Below are 18,043 nucleotides of genomic sequence, written 5' to 3'. Positions count from 1 at the left end.
TCCTCATCCGCGCGGACCCGGATTGATCCCGCTTCAATGGATTGGTGCGAGGCATTATCTTCATAGTGCTGGGTTGCGGGACTGCGCCGCCAGCGTCGATACCAGTTCGTCGGAACCTGGCTTTCTCATTTGAAGGGTGTGAACCCTGATTTCAGACTGCCGACTGCCTGCTTCTCAAAAACATGGGTTGCACCCCAGCCCAAGGCTGATCAGCACCTTTGGCGTCTTTGCCTTTGGCCGACCGTGGCGGCCAAAGGCGTGCGTTCCTCGCCGAGACCGTCAAAGCCGATCGAGGCGCAGCATCGAAGTGCTGCCTACCCAGGCATCACGCCATCGGCGCGACGTTTTTTCTGCCAAGACCTCGTCGCCGCGTGCGCGATAGACCTCGCTTAGGCCGAACAGGGCCCAACCATTGTTCGGAGCAAGGACGAGGCTCTCGTTAAAGGCATTTTCCGCGCCATCGAGATCGCCGGCGCGCAACAGAGCCGCTCCGAGCGACTGCCCGATCGGGTAGTACCAGTGGCGCGGCTCCATATATGAAAGGCGATCCTCCACTTTCTTGGCATCCGCGAATGCGCGAGCGGCAGCCGGCCAATCGTCACCTGCCTGCGCAATCCGGGCGGTAAGGACGTGCCGGGCTATTGCCAGTACGTCAGCAGCGGGCATTCCGCCATCCTCTAGCGCACTCAAGTCAGCCGATCGGGCGATTTCGGCAATTGCCGCTTCTTCGGATCGAGCAGCATCAAGGTCACCGCGCCCAGCTTGAGCAACCCCGCGCATATAATGCCAGGCGGCATCGACGAATGGGAAGTCGCCGGTCGGACGCGCAACTGCGAGGATCGTTTGCGGATCGCTGAACTGTGCATGCGCGAATAGGGGCGCGGCCTTGATCGGCTGAACGAACGCAGGTGCGGCGCGCGCGAGCTCGTCCGAAATTACCCCTGAGAGCTTCTGCGCCGCCTCGATGGCAGTCGGGCCGTCGCCGGCCATTTGTGCCGAAACCAGCAGGAAGTGGATGTTGTGTGGATAGTACCCGCCGGCATAGAGCCCCTCAGGCGCCACCGCTTGAAAGAAAGACTCATCCGTTGCGACCGCACGGCGATTGACCGCAAGCGAATCCGCAAAACGCCCGACCCGGTAGTAAATGTGAGAGGGCATGTGAACCAGATGACCGGCTCCGATATCCATCTTCGCCAGGCGATCGGCGTGCCGCTCCGCCCGCTCGGGCGAAGTCGAAGCCTCGACGGCATGGATGTAGAGATGGATCGCGCCAACATGGTCAGGGTTGCGCGCCAGCACCCGCTCAAGCGTCGAGATGATCGCCGCAGTCTTTCCCTTCGGTTTTGCGCCGGCGTCGGTCCAGTAATCCCAAGGGTTCAGGTCCATCAACGCCTCTGCATAAAGAACGGCGATATCGTCGTCCTTCGGAAACTTGCCTGCGACTTCAGCCATGGCCTCTGCATAGGCTTGGTCGAGAACTGTACGTTCGGTGTCTGGAGCATAGCGGCGGGCCAGGGCGGCGATCAACGCCTGCTCACGCGGAGACGCGTTGGGCGCCAGGGCCACGGCTTTCGTCACCGCGGCCAATGCCACAGCATTCGCGTCGGGATCCATCGGTGCGTTGATGTTCGGGCCGAGCACGAGCGCTTCGCCCCAGAAACAAATCGCGCAAGATGGGTCAAGCTTCTGAGCTTGCTTGAAGCTGCGGGCAGCCTCGGCATGGTTGAAACCGAAGCTCAGCATCATCGCCTGGTCGACGTAAGCCTGCGCATCTTTGCTGGCGGTAGAGGCGGCGGAACGATGCCCGGTTAAACTTGGCCACAGAGGCACCTGTGCCCCCTGGGTAGCTGGCGTCGGAAGCTGGTTGCCGCTGAACTGTTTCAGTTCGGTGTTCTTCGCCAGGTGGTATTTCGCGTCATGGGCAAGGGCCGGAGCGGCCCCGAAGAGGATCGCTACGGACAGAGCGCTGGAGAGAAGGTGCGTTTTCATGGTCATTCTCAATGGTTTCGACCTGACAGGGACGGTGGCATTCGCCCGCTTCACTCGCTCTGGCGCCATCTACAGGCTCGCCCAGATTTGACGAGGTATTCAATTTCGAAACGCGTCACGCCGATGTCCTTGAGAATATGATCCGGCATTTCCTGCAGCGCGCACCCGCGTGCACGAGTGGTTTGCCGGCGACGGCGGGTTGCCTCCGCCACCTGTGCCGCGCAGTTCAAGAATGCTGTGCTTAGCGCCGTGGTCAGAAAGGCCGACGGATTGATATTGAAGGAGGTCTTAGACATGCTGCTTCCCTCTTGGTCTGAGTGTCGGCCTGTCGGTGGACACTCACCAGTGCGGCTTTTGCGACAGGGCCCCCGCCTTGTTGTTGCGGATGTGGTGGCAAAAGCTCGTCCAGCCCGCGCGCCATCCTCGTTCAGCCCGCACGCGCCATCATTTGTTACTGCATACCCGGACTGAGCCACTGCGGCAGTTCCGGAAGTAACAGGAACAGCCTTGGCGCCGCCTCAGCCGCCCACGCAACCGCGCAGCCGTGGTGCCCAGGCCAAGTCGAGGCGACGTTGCGCGACGGAGCTTTACGTATTTTTCCTGTCCTCAGGCCCACACACGGAGAGCATCAGTATATTTCGCGCGCCTGGCCGGTCCGTGAGAGCTGGAACTCCACTCCTCTCTTGGAGTTCTTACCGTCATGTTCGCTCTCAGGCTCGCTCTCGGAATAAGGACGCGGCGTAGGAAATGAATCCAGAAAGATGGACGCATCTGTGTATAGATATGCAGCGCATGTTCGCCGAGGACACCCCTTGGCAAGTTACCTGGATGCCGAAGGTGTTCGATCAGGTCGTCGAAATTGCAGCCCGGTTTCCGGAGCGCACGATATTCACGCGTTTTGTGCCGCCGTCCGCTCCTGAGGAACTGCCAGGCATGTGGCGGGCGTACTACGAGAAATGGCCGATGATGACGACCACCCAACTTGACCCGGTTCTGGTGGATCTAGTTCCGGACCTGAAAAGATTGGTTCCGCCAGCGCGCATTTTTGACAAAAGCACTTATTCGCCCTGGACGAGTGGTCGCCTGCATAGCGCCTTACTTCATCAGGATATCGGCACGTTGGTCGTAACAGGAGGCGAGACGGACATCTGCGTGCTGGCCGCGACGCTTGGGGCTATCGATCTCGGCTATAAGATTATCCTACTGAAGGACGCGGTATGTAGTGCGACCGATCAAACGCACGATGCATCGTTGGAACTTCTCAGCAAGCGCTTCTCAGTTCAAGTGGAGGTTATGAACACCGAGGAGTGGTTATCGTCATTTTAGAGCCTGCGCGAAACGAGCAGCGCTGTTCCTAGGTTCCTAGGCGATTTTAGAAGGACGAACTAAGCAAATCGGGCGCCGGGGTGGTGAACGGTCTTGACCGCAGTATTGCGGCACGACGGCCGTCCGGCGAACCAACCAGCCGGCTGAGCGGGACTCCCTAAGCTGTGTTACACTCCGGCTCATCACTTCAATGGAGTGGGTCCCATGGGCATAACGTTTCCCAACGAAAGTTCGGAATATCGCACCGCTCGCGACAAGCTACTGCAGCGCGAAGTAGCACTCAGGCGCGAAATGGAATCGGTGGCCGCAGAGATCCGAGCGCTCCCCCCCGGGCGGGGTCGTTCCCGAGGACTATGAATTCGACCACATTGACGGAAAGGGGACATCGGCGAAGGTGCGACTCTCCGAACTGTTTCGGCCCGGCACCGATGTCTTGATCCTCTACCATTACATGTTCCCTCGCCATCGCGGTGATAAGCGGGCCAAACCGAACAGCGGGCCGATGGCAGAGGCGCCGATTGAAGATGGGCCGTGCCCATCTTGTACTGCCCTACTCGACAACTGGGAGGGAGCGGTGCCGCACATAGAGGGTCTGGGAGCAAACATCGCGGCTGTTGCAAAGGCGCCGATAGACCAGGTTGCGGCCTTTGCGGCTCATCGGGGCTGGCGCAATCTGAAGCTCCTTTCTGCCGCGAACAATAGCTTCAAACGCGACTATCACGGCGAGGACACGGAGGGCCAGCAATTGCCGATCCTTACCGTGTTTTACAAAGGCGCGGACGGGCTAATTAGGTTGAGCTGGGCCTCTGAACTGTTGTTCTATCCGGCCGAGCCGGGGCAAGATCCACGACATTTGGGCACTGTCGAGCCGATGTGGACCCTCTTGGACCTCACTCCCGGAGGGCGGCCGAATACCGACGAACAGTTCGACTACCAAGGTTAACAGCCCGCATTGCCGAGATGCTATTCTCATGACCTCGCAAAGAGGGCTATTGATTGAGAGGGCGGCTGTCACCGGCGAACGCGTTATACCCGCCGCGAGAGCGCATCTTCACGAACGACTTTTAACTGTGTTCCTATTTTGCAAAGTGCCGTGGCTAGGCGCCAGCCGAATGATGCGTTCTGCAAGAAGGAAACCATCGAACCCTCTGAATAAGCTCAAACTTGAGTACCGCCCGCGCCTGAAGGGCGAGGGAGAGCACCCACGCGGAGCGGCCACCCTCTGCCCGGCCTCACGAGGCGCTGCGCGGCCGCGCCACGTCGTTCACTCCCTCCGGATCCGGCGCCTGGCCATAGCTCATGCGCCGCATCTGGGCGATCACCCGCTCCATTTCGTCATCCGGCAGTATGGGCGGCTCGCCGAGCGTCAGGGCCTGGACATAGATCCGCGACAGCGTCTCGACTTCGATCGCGAGCCACAATGCCTGTTCCAGCGTTTTGCCGAGCGATATCTGACCGTGCTGCCCGAGCAGGCAGGCCAAACGGTCCTTAAGCGCGACAAGCGCGTTGTCCGACAGGGCCTGCGTGCCGAAGGTCGCATATTCGGCGCAGCGGATGGTCGTGCCGCCGGCAATCCCCGTCATGTAGTGAAAACTCGGAATGGTCCTGTGATGGCAGGCGAGTGTCGTCGCGTAGATTGAGTGGCAATGCAGTACCACGTCGATATCCGTGCGCGCGCGCAGAATGTCGCGATGAAAGCGCCACTCCGATGAGGGCCGATGGCCCACATAGGTGCCGTCGAGGCCCATTTCCACCAGGTCGTCCGGTTGCATCGTTTCATAGGGCATGGAGGACGGCGTGATGAGGAAGCCGTCATCGGTGCGGACGGAAAGATTGCCGGCCGTGCCCTGGTTGATGCCGCTCGAATTCATCCGCCGGCAGATGTCCACCATTTCCCGCCGGAGTGCCAGCTTGTCCGTCTCAGCCATGAAGATTTCCTTTCGTGTTCCGGAATTTATCTCTGTTGCCCCGCACTGCACGGGCGACAGCGCGCCAATCGGCGGCGTAGCGGGAAATGTCGGAATTGAGCCGCGCAAGATCGATGGGCTCGCTGAGGGCAAGCGGCGCCGGCCCCTCACGCGTCTCGTGACCGGCAAGCAGCGCCGCACCGGCGGCAACACCATAAGCGTCGAGGTTGAATCGCACCTGGCGCTTAGGAAGCAATGCCGCAACGACGCCCGCATAAAGAGGATCGCGCAGGAAGCTGCCGTCGAGCACGATAAGGCGATCCGCGGAAAGCGCCTCGATGCATTCAACCGTCAGCAGCGCACAATAGAGGAGTGCCAGGCCCTTGCGCTCCATTGCCGTCTCGGCGGCAGGTCCAAGTATGCCCCCGCTTCCGGCGCTGCCGGGGAAAAGACCATCGTCGTCGCCGAAGGAGGGCGCCGCGAGGGTCCGCTGCGCAACCAGACGCCCGAGAACCTCGATGGGGACGTCGTCCGTCGGCGGATTGGAACCGGCGATATGGGAGAATTCCCGTCCGCCCATGGTGAGTATCCCGCCAAGGCGATTTCCGAAAACGTCGCTGTTCAGCGTCATGCCCCGGTGCTCGTCGAGGCGCTCGATGGGTGTCGAGCGTGAAAAGCCGACGATCCAGGTGCCGGTCGAGATCACCGTGAAATCCCGCAAGCCCGCAGCGTGATAGCGATAATGATTGAGGCTGCTGTCGTGGCCGCCCGTGAGGACGCTCACATCTGCCGGCAGCCCGAACCTCCGGACGAGTTCGGGTCGGATCGGCCCAAGCTTCTGCCAGGCCTTCGAGAATGGCGGCATCAGCCGCTCCCAGCCGCGGGCACTAACGATCGGTGAGAAGCGCCTTTCGGCGACATTCCAGAGATGCGACTGTGCCCCGAGAAAGCTCGCTTCCGACGCGGCGACGCCGGAAAGCCGCCAAGCCCAATATTGCGGCAGGCCGAGATACCAGCGCGCTTTCCCGAAAGCATCCGGTTCGCGCTCCTCCATCCAATAGAGTTGGCGGGCCTGATGGGTCGCGCCATGCATGGTCGCGCTGCCGCGGTCGAGAAACGTACCGGCAAGCGGGATATAGCCGTCGCGGATATCCGGCGGCAACGGCTGCTCGTAATCGACCATCGGGAGCGCGGCGGCATCGCCCACGTCCGGATCCGCACCCGTCAGAACGCCGCCGGAGCCGTGCCCGGCCGCGACGACGGCGGCGAGTTCATGGCGCCGCGACAGAGCCGCCAGCGTCTCGAAAACCCATTCGCTTAGCTTCGTGAGGTCGTGGTGGCGCCAGGGAGGCCCGGGGAGGACGGGATTGGGGACGCTGATCGTCTCCGCCACCGTCCCGTCGGCCCCGACCGCGCTCAGCTTGACGTTGGTCTTGCCGACGTCGAGAACCGCGACCGGAGCCGCACCGCTGTCTCGATCGTTCATCGCATCCACCGTTTCTTCTCCCCGACCGTCTTCGCTGCAACCTCCTTCAGATCAGGCCGTACTGCGTGGCCTTGTTGCGCAGGAACGGCAGGCCGTTGCCCATCACCTCTTCCTCGTCCTTTGCGACCGGGCGCCAGACGGCGAGGCCATAAGCCACTTCCGGCGGCATGTTGATGAAGCTTTCCATGGCGAGGCCGCCCTTGAAGCCGATCGCCGCAAGCGTCGAGAAAATCTCGTCCCAGCCGCACGTACCGTAGCCCGGCGTGCCGCGGTCGCTTTCGGAAAGATGGATGTATTTCAGGTGCTCGCGGGCATCGAGGATACCTTTGCCGACACCCTTTTCTTCGATGTTCATGTGATAGGTATCGAGGTGCACGAAGACGTTGTCCGCTCCGACCCGCTCGATCATCTTGACCGCCTGCCAGCCGGTGTTGATCAGGTGGTTCTCGTAGCGGTTGACGGCTTCGACGCCAAGCTCGATGCCGCGCGACTTGGCGTGCTTGGCCGCAGCCTGCAGCACGCGGGCGATGTTGTCATACTCCTCTAGGGTCGGCGGCACGCCGGTGCGCTCGCCGATCCCGCCATAGATAACGCCCGACAGCGCCTCGCCGCCGAGATCGGCAGTCTTGTCGATCGCGATCTTCAGATGGTCGATCGCCGCCTCGGGCCGAACCGAGGCCCAGGCCCGTTCCGGCAGGCCGAGCGAGCAGACCGCGCGCAGACGGTTCTTCTCGAGGAGGGCACGGGTGTGCTCCGTGTCGACGGCAGGCGGATTTAGCATCGGGATCTCAATGAAATCGACCTTGTATTTGACCGCTGCGGCTACCGCCCGTTCGGCGCCGGGACGGTCCCAGTTCATTGTCCACATGCTTGTATGTACGCCAAAACCCTGCATCGTCATGATCCTCTTCTGACAATTGAAATCTTGATCCTGGAAACGGCCCAACGCAGAATCATCACGCCGACGAGAAGGATGCCCCAGACGGCGGTCGCGAGATGCTGGTTGGCTCCGATGAGATTGAGCCCGGACGAAAGAAGCTGCAGCACCACCAGCGCGACGAAGACGGGGATCACCCGGCCGAAGCCCCCGAACGGATTGACGCCGCCGAGGAAGCACGCGAGCACCGTGATCAGCAGGTAGGACTCGCCATGGCCGATGCGCACCGAATTGAAGCGTGCCAGCATGATGATGCCGGCGATCGCGCACATGACCCCGGAAAGCGTGTAGACGAGCACGATCGCCTTGCGCGTGTTGATGCCTGAATAGCGCGTGGCCTCGAGGTTCGAGCCGATCATATAGGTGTTGAAGCCGAGCTTTGTCCGGCCGAGAAGCAGATGCCAGGCGAGCACGCAGACGACGAAGACGATCAGCGGCACGGGAATGCCGGCGACGGAGCCATGGCCGATCACGCCGACGAAGGGCGGGAAGCCGGAGATGTCGCCCCCGCGCGTCAGGAACTCGCCGAGGCCGCGCAGGAAGATCATCATCGACAGGGAGACGAGGATCGGATGGGCGCGTGTGAACGCGATCACCAGGCCCATGACGACTCCGCTTGCCGCACCGACCATCACGGCAAGGAGGGAGCCGACGAGGAAGATGCCGAAACCCGCGTCTGCCCCTCCGTTCGCCTTGAGAACCCAGGCGAGAGTCAGTCCGGCAAGATTGGCGGTGAAGGTAATTGCGAGATTGAGGCCGCCGGTCAGGATCGGCAGCAGCATGGCAAGCGTCAGGAGGCCGAGTTCCGGCAGCTGGAAGGCGACGGAGCCAAAGGTCGCGGCGCTCAGGAATTGCGGGGAGGCGATCCCGAAGACGAGCACGACAGCGACGAAGGCGAGCCCCGGACCGGCCATTTCCGGCCCTATGACGGCCTTGATCCTTTCGAAGACTGTGGTCATCGTCCAGTTCCCTTCTGACCGACAAAAGGCAGCAGGCGCTCGATCCGCGTGTTGGAAAGCGTGATGGCGATCAGGATGATGGCGCCGATGATCATCTTGAAGGCGAAGGGCGATACGCCCATCAGGTTTAGTCCGTTCTGAGTGATCGAAATCAGAAGCACGCCGAGCACGCAACCGAGCACGGTGCCCTTGCCGCCGCCGAGGCGCGCGCCGCCGAGCACGACCGCGGCGAGCACGTCGAGTTCGCGGCCATAAAGCGCGTTTGGCACGACTTCCTGAGCATAATGCGCCTGGATGAGACCGCCGATGCCGGCCATGAGGCCAAGCCAGCCGAAGGCAATGAATTGCATGGCACCGATATTGATGCCGAAGCGTCGGGCGCCTTCCGGATTGTCGCCGAAGGCGTAAAGCTGGCGGCCGGTCGTGGTACGCGTGATCAGCGTCCATGTGGCAACGACGCAGACGATCATGACGAGAACCGGAAGCGTGATCTCGATCCAGGTACCGTCGGGCATTTCACGCTCGAAGAGGATCACGCGGTCCGTCAGCCAGTCGGGCAGGTCGTAGATCGACACGCCCCGGGTGAAGAACATCAGCAATCCGAAATAGATGTTGAAGGTGGAAATCGTGGCGACGATCGAAATGATCCGGAAGCGGTGGATCAGAAAGGCGTTGAAGCAGCCGAGCAGCACGCCCAGCGAGCCGGCGATGAGAAGCCCGGAGATCCAACCGCCGCCGCCGATCCAGCCGAGCGCGATCGCCGTGCCGTATTGGACGACGGAAGCGGCCACGGCGAAGGAGATATCGATGCCGCCGGCGATCAGCACCACCAACAGGCCGACAGCGAAGATGATGTTGACGGCGCTGATGTTCAGGAGATCGAAAGCGTTGCCGAGCGAGAAGAAATTCGCCGTTGCGAAGGAGAGCACGGCGCTGATGACGACGATCACCGCCAGCAGCGAAAATTCCGTCGCGTGAGTGCGGATCAAGCTACGCATAGACGGCCGCCTCGATCTCTTCCAGCCGCGACTGGCGCGGATCATAGGTTCCGACGATGCGGCCTTGGGCCATGTGCAGGACACGGTCGGCGTTGAAATAGACTTCCGGCACCTCGTCCGAGATCAGGATAATCGCAAGCCCGCTCTCAGCGAGCTTGGCAACGATGTCAAAGATCCCGGCCCGTGCCCCGACGTCGACGCCGACTGTGGGTGAATCGAGGATCAACAGTTTGGGATCGGTGGCAAGCCATTTGGCGATCGCCACGCGCTGCTGGTTGCCGCCGGAAAGCGTCGATATCGCGTCAGCCTGATGGCCGATCTTGACGCCGAGATCGTCGATCCAGCGGGAGACGAGACTTCGTTTGCGGTCTTCGGAAAGAAGACCACCGGAGAGAATCTTGCGCAGCGAGGCGATAACCAGATTATCGGCGATCGGCTGCGGCTGGATGAGCCCGAGTGACAACCGGTCCTCCGACAGATAGGCGACGCCGGCACTGATCGCCTCGCGGTTCGAGCCGAAGCGGACCTCCCGGCCCTCGATGCTGATCGTCCCCGAGGCGGGCTTGAGCATGCCGAAAAGGGCGAGCGCCAGCTCGGTCCGGCCTGCCCCGAGCAGACCGGTTATGCCGACCGTTTCGCCGCGGCGAACGGTCAGCGAAATGTCTTCGAAGTCGCCCGGCCTGGTGAGGCCACGAACCTCGAGCACGGCGGGCTGGTCCTCCTTCGGGCGCGAGCGGACGTGCTGATCGAAGGTCTTGCCGGTCATGAGTTCGGTGATTTTCGACTGCGTCATGCCGGCAGCGGGGTAGACCCCGACCAGCGCGCCGTCGCGCAGGACCGTGATCCGGCTTGAAATCTCCAGTACCTCGGCAAGCCGGTGGCTGACGAAGACGACCGCGACGCCGGAGGCGGACAGGCTGCGGACGATTTCGAGCAGATGGTCCGTCTCCGACTGCGTCAGCGACGCGGTCGGCTCGTCCATGAAGACCAGCTTCGCCTCACCGACGAGCGCCCGGGCAATCGCCACGATCTGACGCTGGGCGATCGCATATTCCTTGAGTGGCAGGTCGACGTCGAGCGTGATGCCGAGGCGGCCCAGCGCATCGACCGCGATCCTGCGCATGCGGCCGTAATCCACCAGCCGCGGCCGGTCGCCGAGCACCTCGTGGAAGGCGATGTTTTCCGCGACGCTCATTTCCGGGAAAAGCGCAAGATCCTGCCAGATGACCTGAATGCCGCGGTCCTGTGCCGTAACCGGCGACATATGCGGATAGGTTTCGCCGTCATATTCGATCACCGCCCCCTCCGCGGGGCGATAGACACCCGTGATCACCTTGATGAGCGTGCTCTTGCCGCAGCCGTTCTCTCCGGCGAGGCAATGGACCTCGCCCGGGCGCACCTCGAAGCTCACATTCTTCAGTGCTTTGACGCCGCCGAAGGTCATGTTGATGTTGCGAAGAGACAGAAGCGGCTTGTCCGTGCTCGCCGCGCTTGCCGACTGGTGCATGCTGTCGAGGCCCATCGATGGTGTTTCCAGAGGATCTGCCAGGCCGGCCGGAGCCGGCCCAGCAGCCGGGAGAACCCGTTGGTGGCGCGGGATGCACTTGGCTCCCGCCCCACTTCAGTCCGTTCAGAGACCCATCGCGGCGAGGTCGGCGACCGTCTCCTTGTTGATCGGCACGAGCTGGTCGACGATGATGTTACGATTTTCGAAGTCGGGGTGGATCACGCCGAGACCTTCGATTTCCTCGCCGTCCTTGATTTCCTCGCCCTTCATGAGCTTGTGGGCGAGCGTCACGAAGACTTCGCCGGCCTGCTTGGGATTCCACATGAAGCCGCCGGAAATCGCATCGGACCTGATGAGCTTCTGGCCCTGACCGGGCGAGAAGGGCCCGAGAACGAAGATCTCGCCGACCTTGCGGCGCTCCTCGATGGCGCGCCCGGCACCGATCGGCCCCTGACTTCCGAAGGCAAGAAAGCCTTTGAGATTCGGATGAGCGGAGATTAGGTCGAGAGCCGTCGAACGGCTCTTGTCCACATCCTCTGCGACGCCATAACGATCGCCGACAAGCGTCATCTCGGGATGGTTCTTCTTGATGTATTCAATTGCTGCGTCGGCCCAGGCATTGTGCAGCGGCACGGTCAGCGAGCCTACGAAGACGGCATATTCGCCCTTGCCGCCCATTTTCTCCGCAAGCAGCTTTGCATGCGCCTCACCGAAGCCGGTAGCGGACGCGAGCTCGAAATCCCAATCCGCGCCCTTCTGGCTGGGCGATTCATGCGTGATGACGATGATGCCCTTTTCCCTGGCCTTGGTGAGGACCGGCTCCAGCACCTCAGCGTCGTTGGGAACGACGCCGATGACCTTGACGTTCTGGGCGATCAAGTCTTCGATCGCGCGAACCTGCAGTGCCGGGTCGGCACTGGTCGGCCCGACCATGAAAGCGTCGACGCCAAGCTTTTCGCCGCGTTCCTTGATACCGGCCTCCATGGCGTTGAACCACGGTATGCCGCCGATCTTGACGACGACACCGACCTTGCCCGCATCCTGCGCAGCGGCGGTATAGGCACCCGCAAGCGAAAGCGACGCCGCCAGTGCGGCGGCAAGAATTTTCCTGATCATGTCTCTCCTCCACATGTTCCCCCAAGGGAACGCTCCCGGGCGCGTCATGCGCCGGCCTCCAGCTCAATTCTCTTGGACGGGAGGGAATATCCCGCCGCTGACGGCCGCCTCCTCAGACGGCACCTACGATTTGCACAATCGTTATTTCTTTTTTGCACAATCGATGGTGCAATGACTATCGTTCAGAGTTAATCTTACGTCAAGCCGAAATCGGAACTAGAGCAATTCCAGGAAACGTGCATCGTTTTTCGGAGTTGGAGGAGGTCAGATGACGAACGGCGGCAGGAAGAAGGCGACCATCTATGATCTTTCGGTGCTGTCCGGGAGCTCGCCCTCCACCGTCAGCTCGGTGCTGAACGGCACGTGGCGCAAGCGACGGATCAAGGAAAGCACCGCGGAGCTCATCCGAAGCCTCGCCGAAACGCATCAGTACACTGCAAACCGGCAAGCGCGGGGCTTGCGCAGCTCCCGCTCCGGCCTCGTCGGCCTGCTCCTGCCCGTGCACGACAATCGCTACTTTTCCTCGCTCGCCCAGACCTTCGAGGCTCATGTGCGCAGCAAGGGTCAATGTCCTATCGTCGTCAGTGCCAGCCGCGACCCGGAGGAGGAGCGCAGGACGGCCGAAACGCTGATCTCCTATTCCATCGACGAATTGTTCATCTGCGGAGCGACGGATCCCGATGGCGTGCACGAGGTCTGCGAAGCGGCCGGCCTGAGGCATATCAACATCGATCTCCCCGGTACGAAAGTGCCGTCGGTCATCAGCGACAATTTCGAAGGCGGCCGTCTCCTGACCGAGGCGATAATCCGCCACTTCCCCGCCGAGCGGCCGCTCGAGCCCGACGATCTCTACCTGTTCGGCGGGCGCGATGATCACGCCACGCGCGAGCGCATCCGGGGATTTCGGGCGGTGAAGCAGGAGCTGCTGGGAAGCGATCCGGACGAGTGCATATGGCCGACCGGCTATGCCGCCGACAATGCGCGAAAGGCCTTCGAAGCTTTCTACGAACAGCATGGAAAATTGCCACGCGGCTTCTTCGTCAACTCATCGATAAATTTCGAGGGATTGCTGCGTTTCATGGCCGAGCATCCGCTCGAAAATTTCACGGATCTCGTCGTCGGATGCTACGACTACGACCCGTTCGCCTCCTTCCTCCCCTTCCCCGTCATCATGATCCGGCAGAATATCGAGGGAATGATCGCCAAGGCCTTCGAAGTGATCGAGGAACCGAGAGCATCCTTGCAGATACACATAATCGAGCCGCAGCTCGTGCCGCCGAGAACGGCGCTGACCGGTCCGCTCGATGCGCTGATGGACAGCGAGATGCCGCGGGAATGACGGGCCGCTACACTGCCGTGCGGCTGCCGGGGAAAAGCAGCTCTATGAAGCTCGACGCCGTCGGCTGTGGTTCGTGATTTGCCAGGCCGGGGCGCTCGTTGGCCTCGATGAAGACGTAGTCCGGTTCCGCCGGATCGCGGACCATCAGGTCGATGCCGACCACAGGGATGTTGATTGCCCGCGCCGCGCGGCAGGCGGCGTCGACGAGATCGGGATGCACGAGGTCCGTCACATCATGGATGGAACCGCCCGCATGGAGATTGGCGGCCTTGCGAACCGTAATCTCCCGTCCCTCTTCCAGTATCGTTTCAAGATCGAGCCCCTGCTCCGCAAGGCAGCGATCCGCCTCCGCATCGAGCGGAATCCGGCTTTCGCCGCCCGTAGCGGCCTCGCGGCGGCGCGACTGTTTCCCGATGAGGGAAGCGATCTTGCTGCGGCCGTCGCCGATGACGCGCGGCGGCAAGCGAACCGCGGCGGCAGCAAGCATATAGTCGATGATCACGAGGCGGAGGTCCTCTCCCTCGAAAAAGGCTTCCAGCAATACCCGGTCGCAGACCTGACGGGCCGAGGCGATTGCCTCCTCCAGCGCTTCCATCGTCGTGATGCCGACCGAGATGCCCCGGCCCTGCTCGCCGCGCGCCGGCTTGACCACCAGCTTGCCGTGTTCTTCGAGAAAGGCGCGAACGGCCTCCCGGTCCTCCCCCACTTCCACCTGGTCCGGGACGACAAGGCCCGCCGCGGAGACCATGCGGCGGGTAATCGCCTTGTCGTCACAGATCGACATCGCGACGCCGGAAGTCAGTTCCGATAGGCTCTCGCGGCAATGAATCGAGCGTCCGCCATGGGACAGGCGGAAGAACCCGCCTTCCGCGTCGGTGATCTCGACATGGATCCCGCGCCGCGTCGCCTCGTCGACGATCAGCCGCGCATAGGGATTGAGCGCATCGTAGGATTGATGCGGCATCGCGAAAAACTTCTCATTGATCGCATTCTTCCGCTTGATGGCGAAAAGCGGCATTCGCCGGAAATTCAGCTTCTCATAGAGCCCGATCGCCAACGTATTGTCGTGCATCACCGACAGGTCGACATAGGAAAGGCCGCGTGCCTGGAAATGCTCGGCAAGCTTGCGGACCAGATGTTCGCCGATGCCCGGCTGGCGCGCCTGCGGATGCACCGCGAGACACCACAGCGAAGCGCCGCGGTCCGGATCGTCGAACAGTCTCTGGTGGTCGATGCCGGTGACCGTGCCGACGATCTCGCCCGTGGCGTCGTCCTGCGCCACGAAATAGGTCAGCGACCGGTCGTCCCGCTCGGACGAGAAGAAATCGGATCGGATCTGGACCATGCCGCAAGCGGCATAGACCCGGTTGATGCCGTCTCCATCAGCTTCCGAAGCGAGCCTGCGGATCGTGATGCCTCGCGTGCGGCGGGTGTTTGCACGGTAGGTCCACAGGTCGAGCCGGTAGGTGTGGGACGGGTCGAGGAAAATCTCCTGTGGCGCCCGTGACAGAAGCACATGCGGGTCCCGTACGTAGAAGACAATGTCCCGGCTCGAGGGAGCTTCCTCGCGCAATTCGGACAAGAGTTTCTCGTCGTCGGAAAACGTCTGCGCGAACAGCAGCCTGCCCCAACCGCAGTCGAGCACGACATCCCGCTTCGCCTCACCGGCGGCTCTAGCCCCCTCGGCATCGCGCCCCGGCTGAGTGTGCGTCCGCAGCCGGTTCAGACGGTGCGTGACTGCCTTGGTGCCCTTGCTGCGTTGACGCGGCAGTGCGATCTCGCGCGTCTTCTTCATGTTACACCCCCTGCGCTTCAAGCCACATTTCAAGCAGTCCGACCTGCCACAGTTCGGAGCCGCGCAGCGGCGTGATGTGATCCGACGGCTCCTGGAACAGGCGGTCAAGATAAGCATCTTGGAAGAGGCCCCGCTCGCGCGCCTTCTGCGAGCGCAAGCTATCGCGGATCAGATGGAGATACGGACCGGCGATATATTTGAGCTGCGGCACCGGGAAATAGCCCTTCTTGCGGTCGATGACCTCGCTCGGAATGACCCGGCGCGCCACGTCCTTCAGAATGCCCTTGCCGCCGTCGCGCAGCTTCGCCTCCGGGGGCATGCGCGCGGCAAGTTCCACCAGCTCGTGGTCGAGGAAAGGCACGCGCGCTTCGAGGCCCCAGGCCATCGTCATATTGTCGACGCGCTTCACGGGGTCGTCGACGAGCATAACGTTGCTGTCGAGGCGGAGCGCCTGATCGACGGGCGTATCGGCACCCTCGCGCAGGAGGTGCTCGTTCAGCAAGTCGCCACTCACGTCGTGGTCGGCAATCCAGGCATCCGACAACTGGGTGGTCAAAACCGCGTGGGAACGGTCGCGGAAGGCCTTGCCGTAATCCGCAACGACGTCGTTGGAGTTCATCAGCGGCGGGTACCAGTGGTAACCGCCGAAGACCTCGTCCGCACCCTGCCCCGACTGTACGACCTTGACGTGCTTCGAAACCTCCTTCGAGAGCAGATAGAAGCCGACATTGTCATAGGAGACCATCGGCTCGGACATTGCGGCGATGGTCCCGGGCAAGGCCCCCATCAGATCGGCGGAGGGGACGAATATCTTGCGATGATCCGTACCGAAGTGACCGGCGATCAGGTCCGAATAGACGAATTCGTCGCCCTTTTCGCCGTTTGCCTCCTCGAAGCCGACGGAGAAGCTCATGAGACCGCGCTGGCCCGCTTCCGCGAGAAGCCCGACGATCAGGCTGGAATCGACGCCGCCGGAAAGAAGCACGCCGACCGGCACATCGGCGACCATGCGCCGCTTCACGGCAATGCGCAGCGCGTCGAGGAGCTGTTCCTGCCATTCCTCGCGGCTTATGGCTGCGTCGCCTGCCTGGCGGCGATAGGGCGGATCCCAGTAGCGCCGGTCCTCGAAGCTGCCGTCGCGTTCATAAACGCGAAGGGTCGCAGGCGGCAGCTTGCGAACGCCGTTCAGGATCGTGCGCGGCGGCGGCACGACCGCGTGGAAGGTCATGTAGTTGTGGAGCGCGGCCACGTCGATCGAGATGTCGACGCCGCCCGCCTTGACGAGCGCGGGCAAGGCGGAAGCGAAGCGCAAGGCGCCCTGTACTTCGGCGATATAGAGCGGCTTGATCCCGAAACGGTCACGCGCCATGACGACGCGTCCGCTGTCGCGCTCGTGAATGACGAATGCGAACATGCCATGGAAACGCGAGACGCATTCCTCGCCCCAGGCATGCCACGCCTTCAGGATGACCTCGGTATCGCCGGACGAGAAGAATCTGTAACCCTTCTCTTCAAGCTCCGACCTCAGTTCGCGAAAATTGTAGATGCAGCCGTTGAAGACGAGCGACAGGCCGAGGTCGGAATCGACCATCGGCTGCTGCGACTTGTCGGAGAGGTCGAGAATACGCAATCGCCGGTGCCCCAGTCCGACATTCCCGCGCACCACCACGCCTGACGCATCCGGCCCGCGAGGGGCAAGGACGTCCGCCATGATCGAGAGTGCCGTAACCGACGGCGAACCGCCATCGAACCTGACTTCTCCACAAATTCCACACATGAACCGGGTCGAAACCTCCATTGTTGGTACGAGACGCGCCGTCAGGGCCGCGGATCGATCCGCGGCCCTGACGTCGCTATGAAAACCCAATGCCCCACCGGGCCGACAGTTCCGCCATGGGCGTCACTTGGTCGCGGCTGCACGTTCGAGCATGTAGCTTTCGGCGAAAGCCATATGCTCGGCGGCGATCACGCGCGCATCCTCCGACCGCCCGTCCTTGAGCGCGGCCATGAGCCGGTACTGGAACGACAAGCCCGTTTCTCGCGAAAGCGACGTCGGGTCGGCATAGATCGCTCGTGCGGCCGGGAGTTCGCGCAGCAGATTGTGCATGAGCCCGCAGACGAAGCCGAGAAGCGGATTCGGGCAGAGTTGCGCCAGCATCGAATGAAAGTCGAGCTCGGCGACGCGCTGGCGATACTGCTCGTCCAGATCGGCGGGGGGATGATCGTAGATGCGGATCGTGTTTTCGAGGGCGATGAGCTCCTCCCGCGTCACCCTGCCGGCCAGGAGCGCCGCTACCTCCGGCTCCAGCACCTTGCGCATGGCGTATATGTCGGAAATGCTCGGCTGATCGAAGAAGAAGTGGGTCGACAGAAGCTCCATGGCGTGCCGCGCCGAGGGCTTGGCGACGAAGGCGCCGCCTCCCGGGCCGCTGCGCGTGAAGACGAGGCCCTGCGTCTCCAGCGCTTTCATCGCCTCGCGTACGGTCCCCTTGGCCGCCTTGAACGTGTCGATCAGGTCGCGCTCCTGCGGAAGACGGTCGCCCGGCCCCAATCCTTCCGAGCGGATGTAATCCTTGATGCGATCGGCGATCGCCTCAGGTCTGCGTTTCGTACGCTCGGCCGGGACGAAGAGACGCTGGCCATCTCCACCGGTTTCCTTTTTCTTTTCGATGACCACTGGCATG

The 18,043-nt window shown here is 62.2% G+C and carries 14 protein-coding genes and 2 pseudogenes; 3 read left to right on the top strand and 13 right to left on the bottom strand.

Going from position 1 to position 18,043, the window contains the following annotated elements; all coding sequences use genetic code 11:
- Nucleotides 1-129: 129 nt before the first annotated feature.
- The 3 genes and pseudogenes from PZL22_RS31570 to PZL22_RS06245 form a co-directional block, all read right to left on the bottom strand.
- A pseudogene (locus tag PZL22_RS31570) lies at nt 130-241 on the bottom strand (YybH family protein); the annotation flags it as partial.
- Nucleotides 242-279: 38 nt separating this feature from the next.
- Nucleotides 280-1,989, bottom strand: a complete 1,710-nt coding sequence (locus PZL22_RS06250; protein ID WP_284718280.1) for a PgaA family protein — start codon at nt 1,987-1,989, stop codon at nt 280-282.
- A gap of 50 nt (nt 1,990-2,039) precedes the next feature.
- Nucleotides 2,040-2,285 carry a DUF1127 domain-containing protein gene (locus PZL22_RS06245; protein ID WP_284718279.1) on the bottom strand — a complete coding sequence of 82 codons (246 nt, stop codon included), beginning with the start codon at nt 2,283-2,285 and terminating at the stop codon, nt 2,040-2,042.
- Nucleotides 2,286-2,736: 451 nt separating this feature from the next.
- Here PZL22_RS06245 and PZL22_RS06240 point away from each other — a divergent pair, with 451 nt between their 5' ends.
- Both PZL22_RS06240 and PZL22_RS06235 read left to right on the top strand, forming a co-directional pair.
- Nucleotides 2,737-3,315: a cysteine hydrolase family protein gene (locus tag PZL22_RS06240; protein WP_033048322.1), complete on the top strand. Its 579-nt coding sequence runs from the start codon at nt 2,737-2,739 to the stop codon at nt 3,313-3,315.
- Nucleotides 3,316-3,519: 204 nt separating this feature from the next.
- Nucleotides 3,520-4,258, top strand: a pseudogene (locus PZL22_RS06235) (DUF899 family protein).
- A gap of 289 nt (nt 4,259-4,547) precedes the next feature.
- Here the strand turns inward: PZL22_RS06235 and PZL22_RS06230 are convergent.
- From PZL22_RS06230 to PZL22_RS06200, 7 genes are all read right to left on the bottom strand, one after another.
- Nucleotides 4,548-5,243: a class II aldolase/adducin family protein gene (locus PZL22_RS06230; RefSeq protein ID WP_127515831.1), complete on the bottom strand. Its 696-nt coding sequence runs from the start codon at nt 5,241-5,243 to the stop codon at nt 4,548-4,550.
- Nucleotides 5,236-6,708, bottom strand: coding sequence for an FGGY-family carbohydrate kinase (locus PZL22_RS06225; protein ID WP_284718278.1), 1,473 nt, complete (start codon nt 6,706-6,708; stop codon nt 5,236-5,238). The genes PZL22_RS06230 and PZL22_RS06225 overlap by 8 nt, the downstream gene beginning before the upstream one ends.
- Before the next feature lie 46 nt (nt 6,709-6,754).
- The gene (locus PZL22_RS06220) at nt 6,755-7,603 is read right to left on the bottom strand and encodes a sugar phosphate isomerase/epimerase family protein (RefSeq protein WP_284718494.1); all 849 of its coding nucleotides are present in this window, start codon (nt 7,601-7,603) and stop codon (nt 6,755-6,757) included.
- Between the two features lie 2 nt (nt 7,604-7,605).
- Nucleotides 7,606-8,604, bottom strand: coding sequence for an ABC transporter permease (locus tag PZL22_RS06215; RefSeq protein ID WP_284718277.1), 999 nt, complete (start codon nt 8,602-8,604; stop codon nt 7,606-7,608).
- Complete coding sequence (locus tag PZL22_RS06210; RefSeq protein WP_284718276.1) at nt 8,601-9,602, bottom strand: ABC transporter permease; 1,002 nt, start codon at nt 9,600-9,602, stop codon at nt 8,601-8,603. Before PZL22_RS06210 ends, PZL22_RS06215 begins: the two co-directional genes overlap by 4 nt.
- Nucleotides 9,595-11,124, bottom strand: coding sequence for a sugar ABC transporter ATP-binding protein (locus PZL22_RS06205; RefSeq protein ID WP_284718275.1), 1,530 nt, complete (start codon nt 11,122-11,124; stop codon nt 9,595-9,597). Before PZL22_RS06205 ends, PZL22_RS06210 begins: the two co-directional genes overlap by 8 nt.
- Nucleotides 11,125-11,232: 108 nt before the next feature.
- A complete protein-coding gene (locus PZL22_RS06200) occupies nt 11,233-12,225 on the bottom strand; it encodes an autoinducer 2 ABC transporter substrate-binding protein (protein ID WP_284718274.1) in 993 nt (330 codons plus the stop codon).
- 268 nt (nt 12,226-12,493) lie between these two features.
- Here PZL22_RS06200 and PZL22_RS06195 point away from each other — a divergent pair, with 268 nt between their 5' ends.
- Nucleotides 12,494-13,564 carry a LacI family DNA-binding transcriptional regulator gene (locus tag PZL22_RS06195; RefSeq protein WP_284718273.1) on the top strand — a complete coding sequence of 357 codons (1,071 nt, stop codon included), beginning with the start codon at nt 12,494-12,496 and terminating at the stop codon, nt 13,562-13,564.
- A 7-nt stretch (nt 13,565-13,571) separates the two neighbouring features.
- Here PZL22_RS06195 and ngg read toward each other — a convergent pair whose 3' ends face one another.
- The 3 genes from ngg to PZL22_RS06180 form a co-directional block, all read right to left on the bottom strand.
- Nucleotides 13,572-15,359 (bottom strand): N-acetylglutaminylglutamine synthetase, encoded by a 1,788-nt coding sequence (ngg, locus tag PZL22_RS06190; protein WP_284718272.1) that lies wholly within the window; start codon nt 15,357-15,359, stop codon nt 13,572-13,574.
- A gap of 1 nt (nt 15,360) precedes the next feature.
- Nucleotides 15,361-17,136, bottom strand: coding sequence for an N-acetylglutaminylglutamine amidotransferase (locus tag PZL22_RS06185; RefSeq protein ID WP_284718271.1), 1,776 nt, complete (start codon nt 17,134-17,136; stop codon nt 15,361-15,363).
- 123 nt (nt 17,137-17,259) lie between these two features.
- Nucleotides 17,260-18,042, bottom strand: a complete 783-nt coding sequence (locus PZL22_RS06180) for a FadR/GntR family transcriptional regulator (protein ID WP_003526469.1) — start codon at nt 18,040-18,042, stop codon at nt 17,260-17,262.
- Nucleotide 18,043: the final 1 nt, after the last annotated feature.

The organism is Ensifer meliloti, from assembly GCF_030064585.1.
GTDB lineage: Bacteria > Pseudomonadota > Alphaproteobacteria > Rhizobiales > Rhizobiaceae > Sinorhizobium > Sinorhizobium meliloti.
Note: the sequence above shows the minus strand (reverse complement) of the source record. Positions and strands in the feature narration are given on the sequence as shown.

Bases quoted from the DNA above. Each gene is read 5' to 3' on its own strand.
- PZL22_RS06250 (WP_284718280.1), bottom strand. From the start codon at position 1,989: ATGAAAACGCACCTTCTCTCCAGCGCTCTGTCCGTAGCGATCCTCTTC.
- PZL22_RS06245 (WP_284718279.1), bottom strand. From the start codon at position 2,285: ATGTCTAAGACCTCCTTCAATATCAATCCGTCGGCCTTTCTGACCACG.
- PZL22_RS06240 (WP_033048322.1), top strand. From the start codon at position 2,737: ATGAATCCAGAAAGATGGACGCATCTGTGTATAGATATGCAGCGCATG.
- PZL22_RS06230 (WP_127515831.1), bottom strand. From the start codon at position 5,243: ATGGCTGAGACGGACAAGCTGGCACTCCGGCGGGAAATGGTGGACATC.
- PZL22_RS06225 (WP_284718278.1), bottom strand. From the start codon at position 6,708: ATGAACGATCGAGACAGCGGTGCGGCTCCGGTCGCGGTTCTCGACGTC.
- PZL22_RS06220 (WP_284718494.1), bottom strand. From the start codon at position 7,603: ATGCAGGGTTTTGGCGTACATACAAGCATGTGGACAATGAACTGGGAC.
- PZL22_RS06215 (WP_284718277.1), bottom strand. From the start codon at position 8,604: ATGACCACAGTCTTCGAAAGGATCAAGGCCGTCATAGGGCCGGAAATG.
- PZL22_RS06210 (WP_284718276.1), bottom strand. From the start codon at position 9,602: ATGCGTAGCTTGATCCGCACTCACGCGACGGAATTTTCGCTGCTGGCG.
- PZL22_RS06205 (WP_284718275.1), bottom strand. From the start codon at position 11,124: ATGGGCCTCGACAGCATGCACCAGTCGGCAAGCGCGGCGAGCACGGAC.
- PZL22_RS06200 (WP_284718274.1), bottom strand. From the start codon at position 12,225: ATGATCAGGAAAATTCTTGCCGCCGCACTGGCGGCGTCGCTTTCGCTT.
- PZL22_RS06195 (WP_284718273.1), top strand. From the start codon at position 12,494: ATGACGAACGGCGGCAGGAAGAAGGCGACCATCTATGATCTTTCGGTG.
- ngg (WP_284718272.1), bottom strand. From the start codon at position 15,359: ATGAAGAAGACGCGCGAGATCGCACTGCCGCGTCAACGCAGCAAGGGC.
- PZL22_RS06185 (WP_284718271.1), bottom strand. From the start codon at position 17,136: ATGTGTGGAATTTGTGGAGAAGTCAGGTTCGATGGCGGTTCGCCGTCG.
- PZL22_RS06180 (WP_003526469.1), bottom strand. From the start codon at position 18,042: ATGCCAGTGGTCATCGAAAAGAAAAAGGAAACCGGTGGAGATGGCCAG.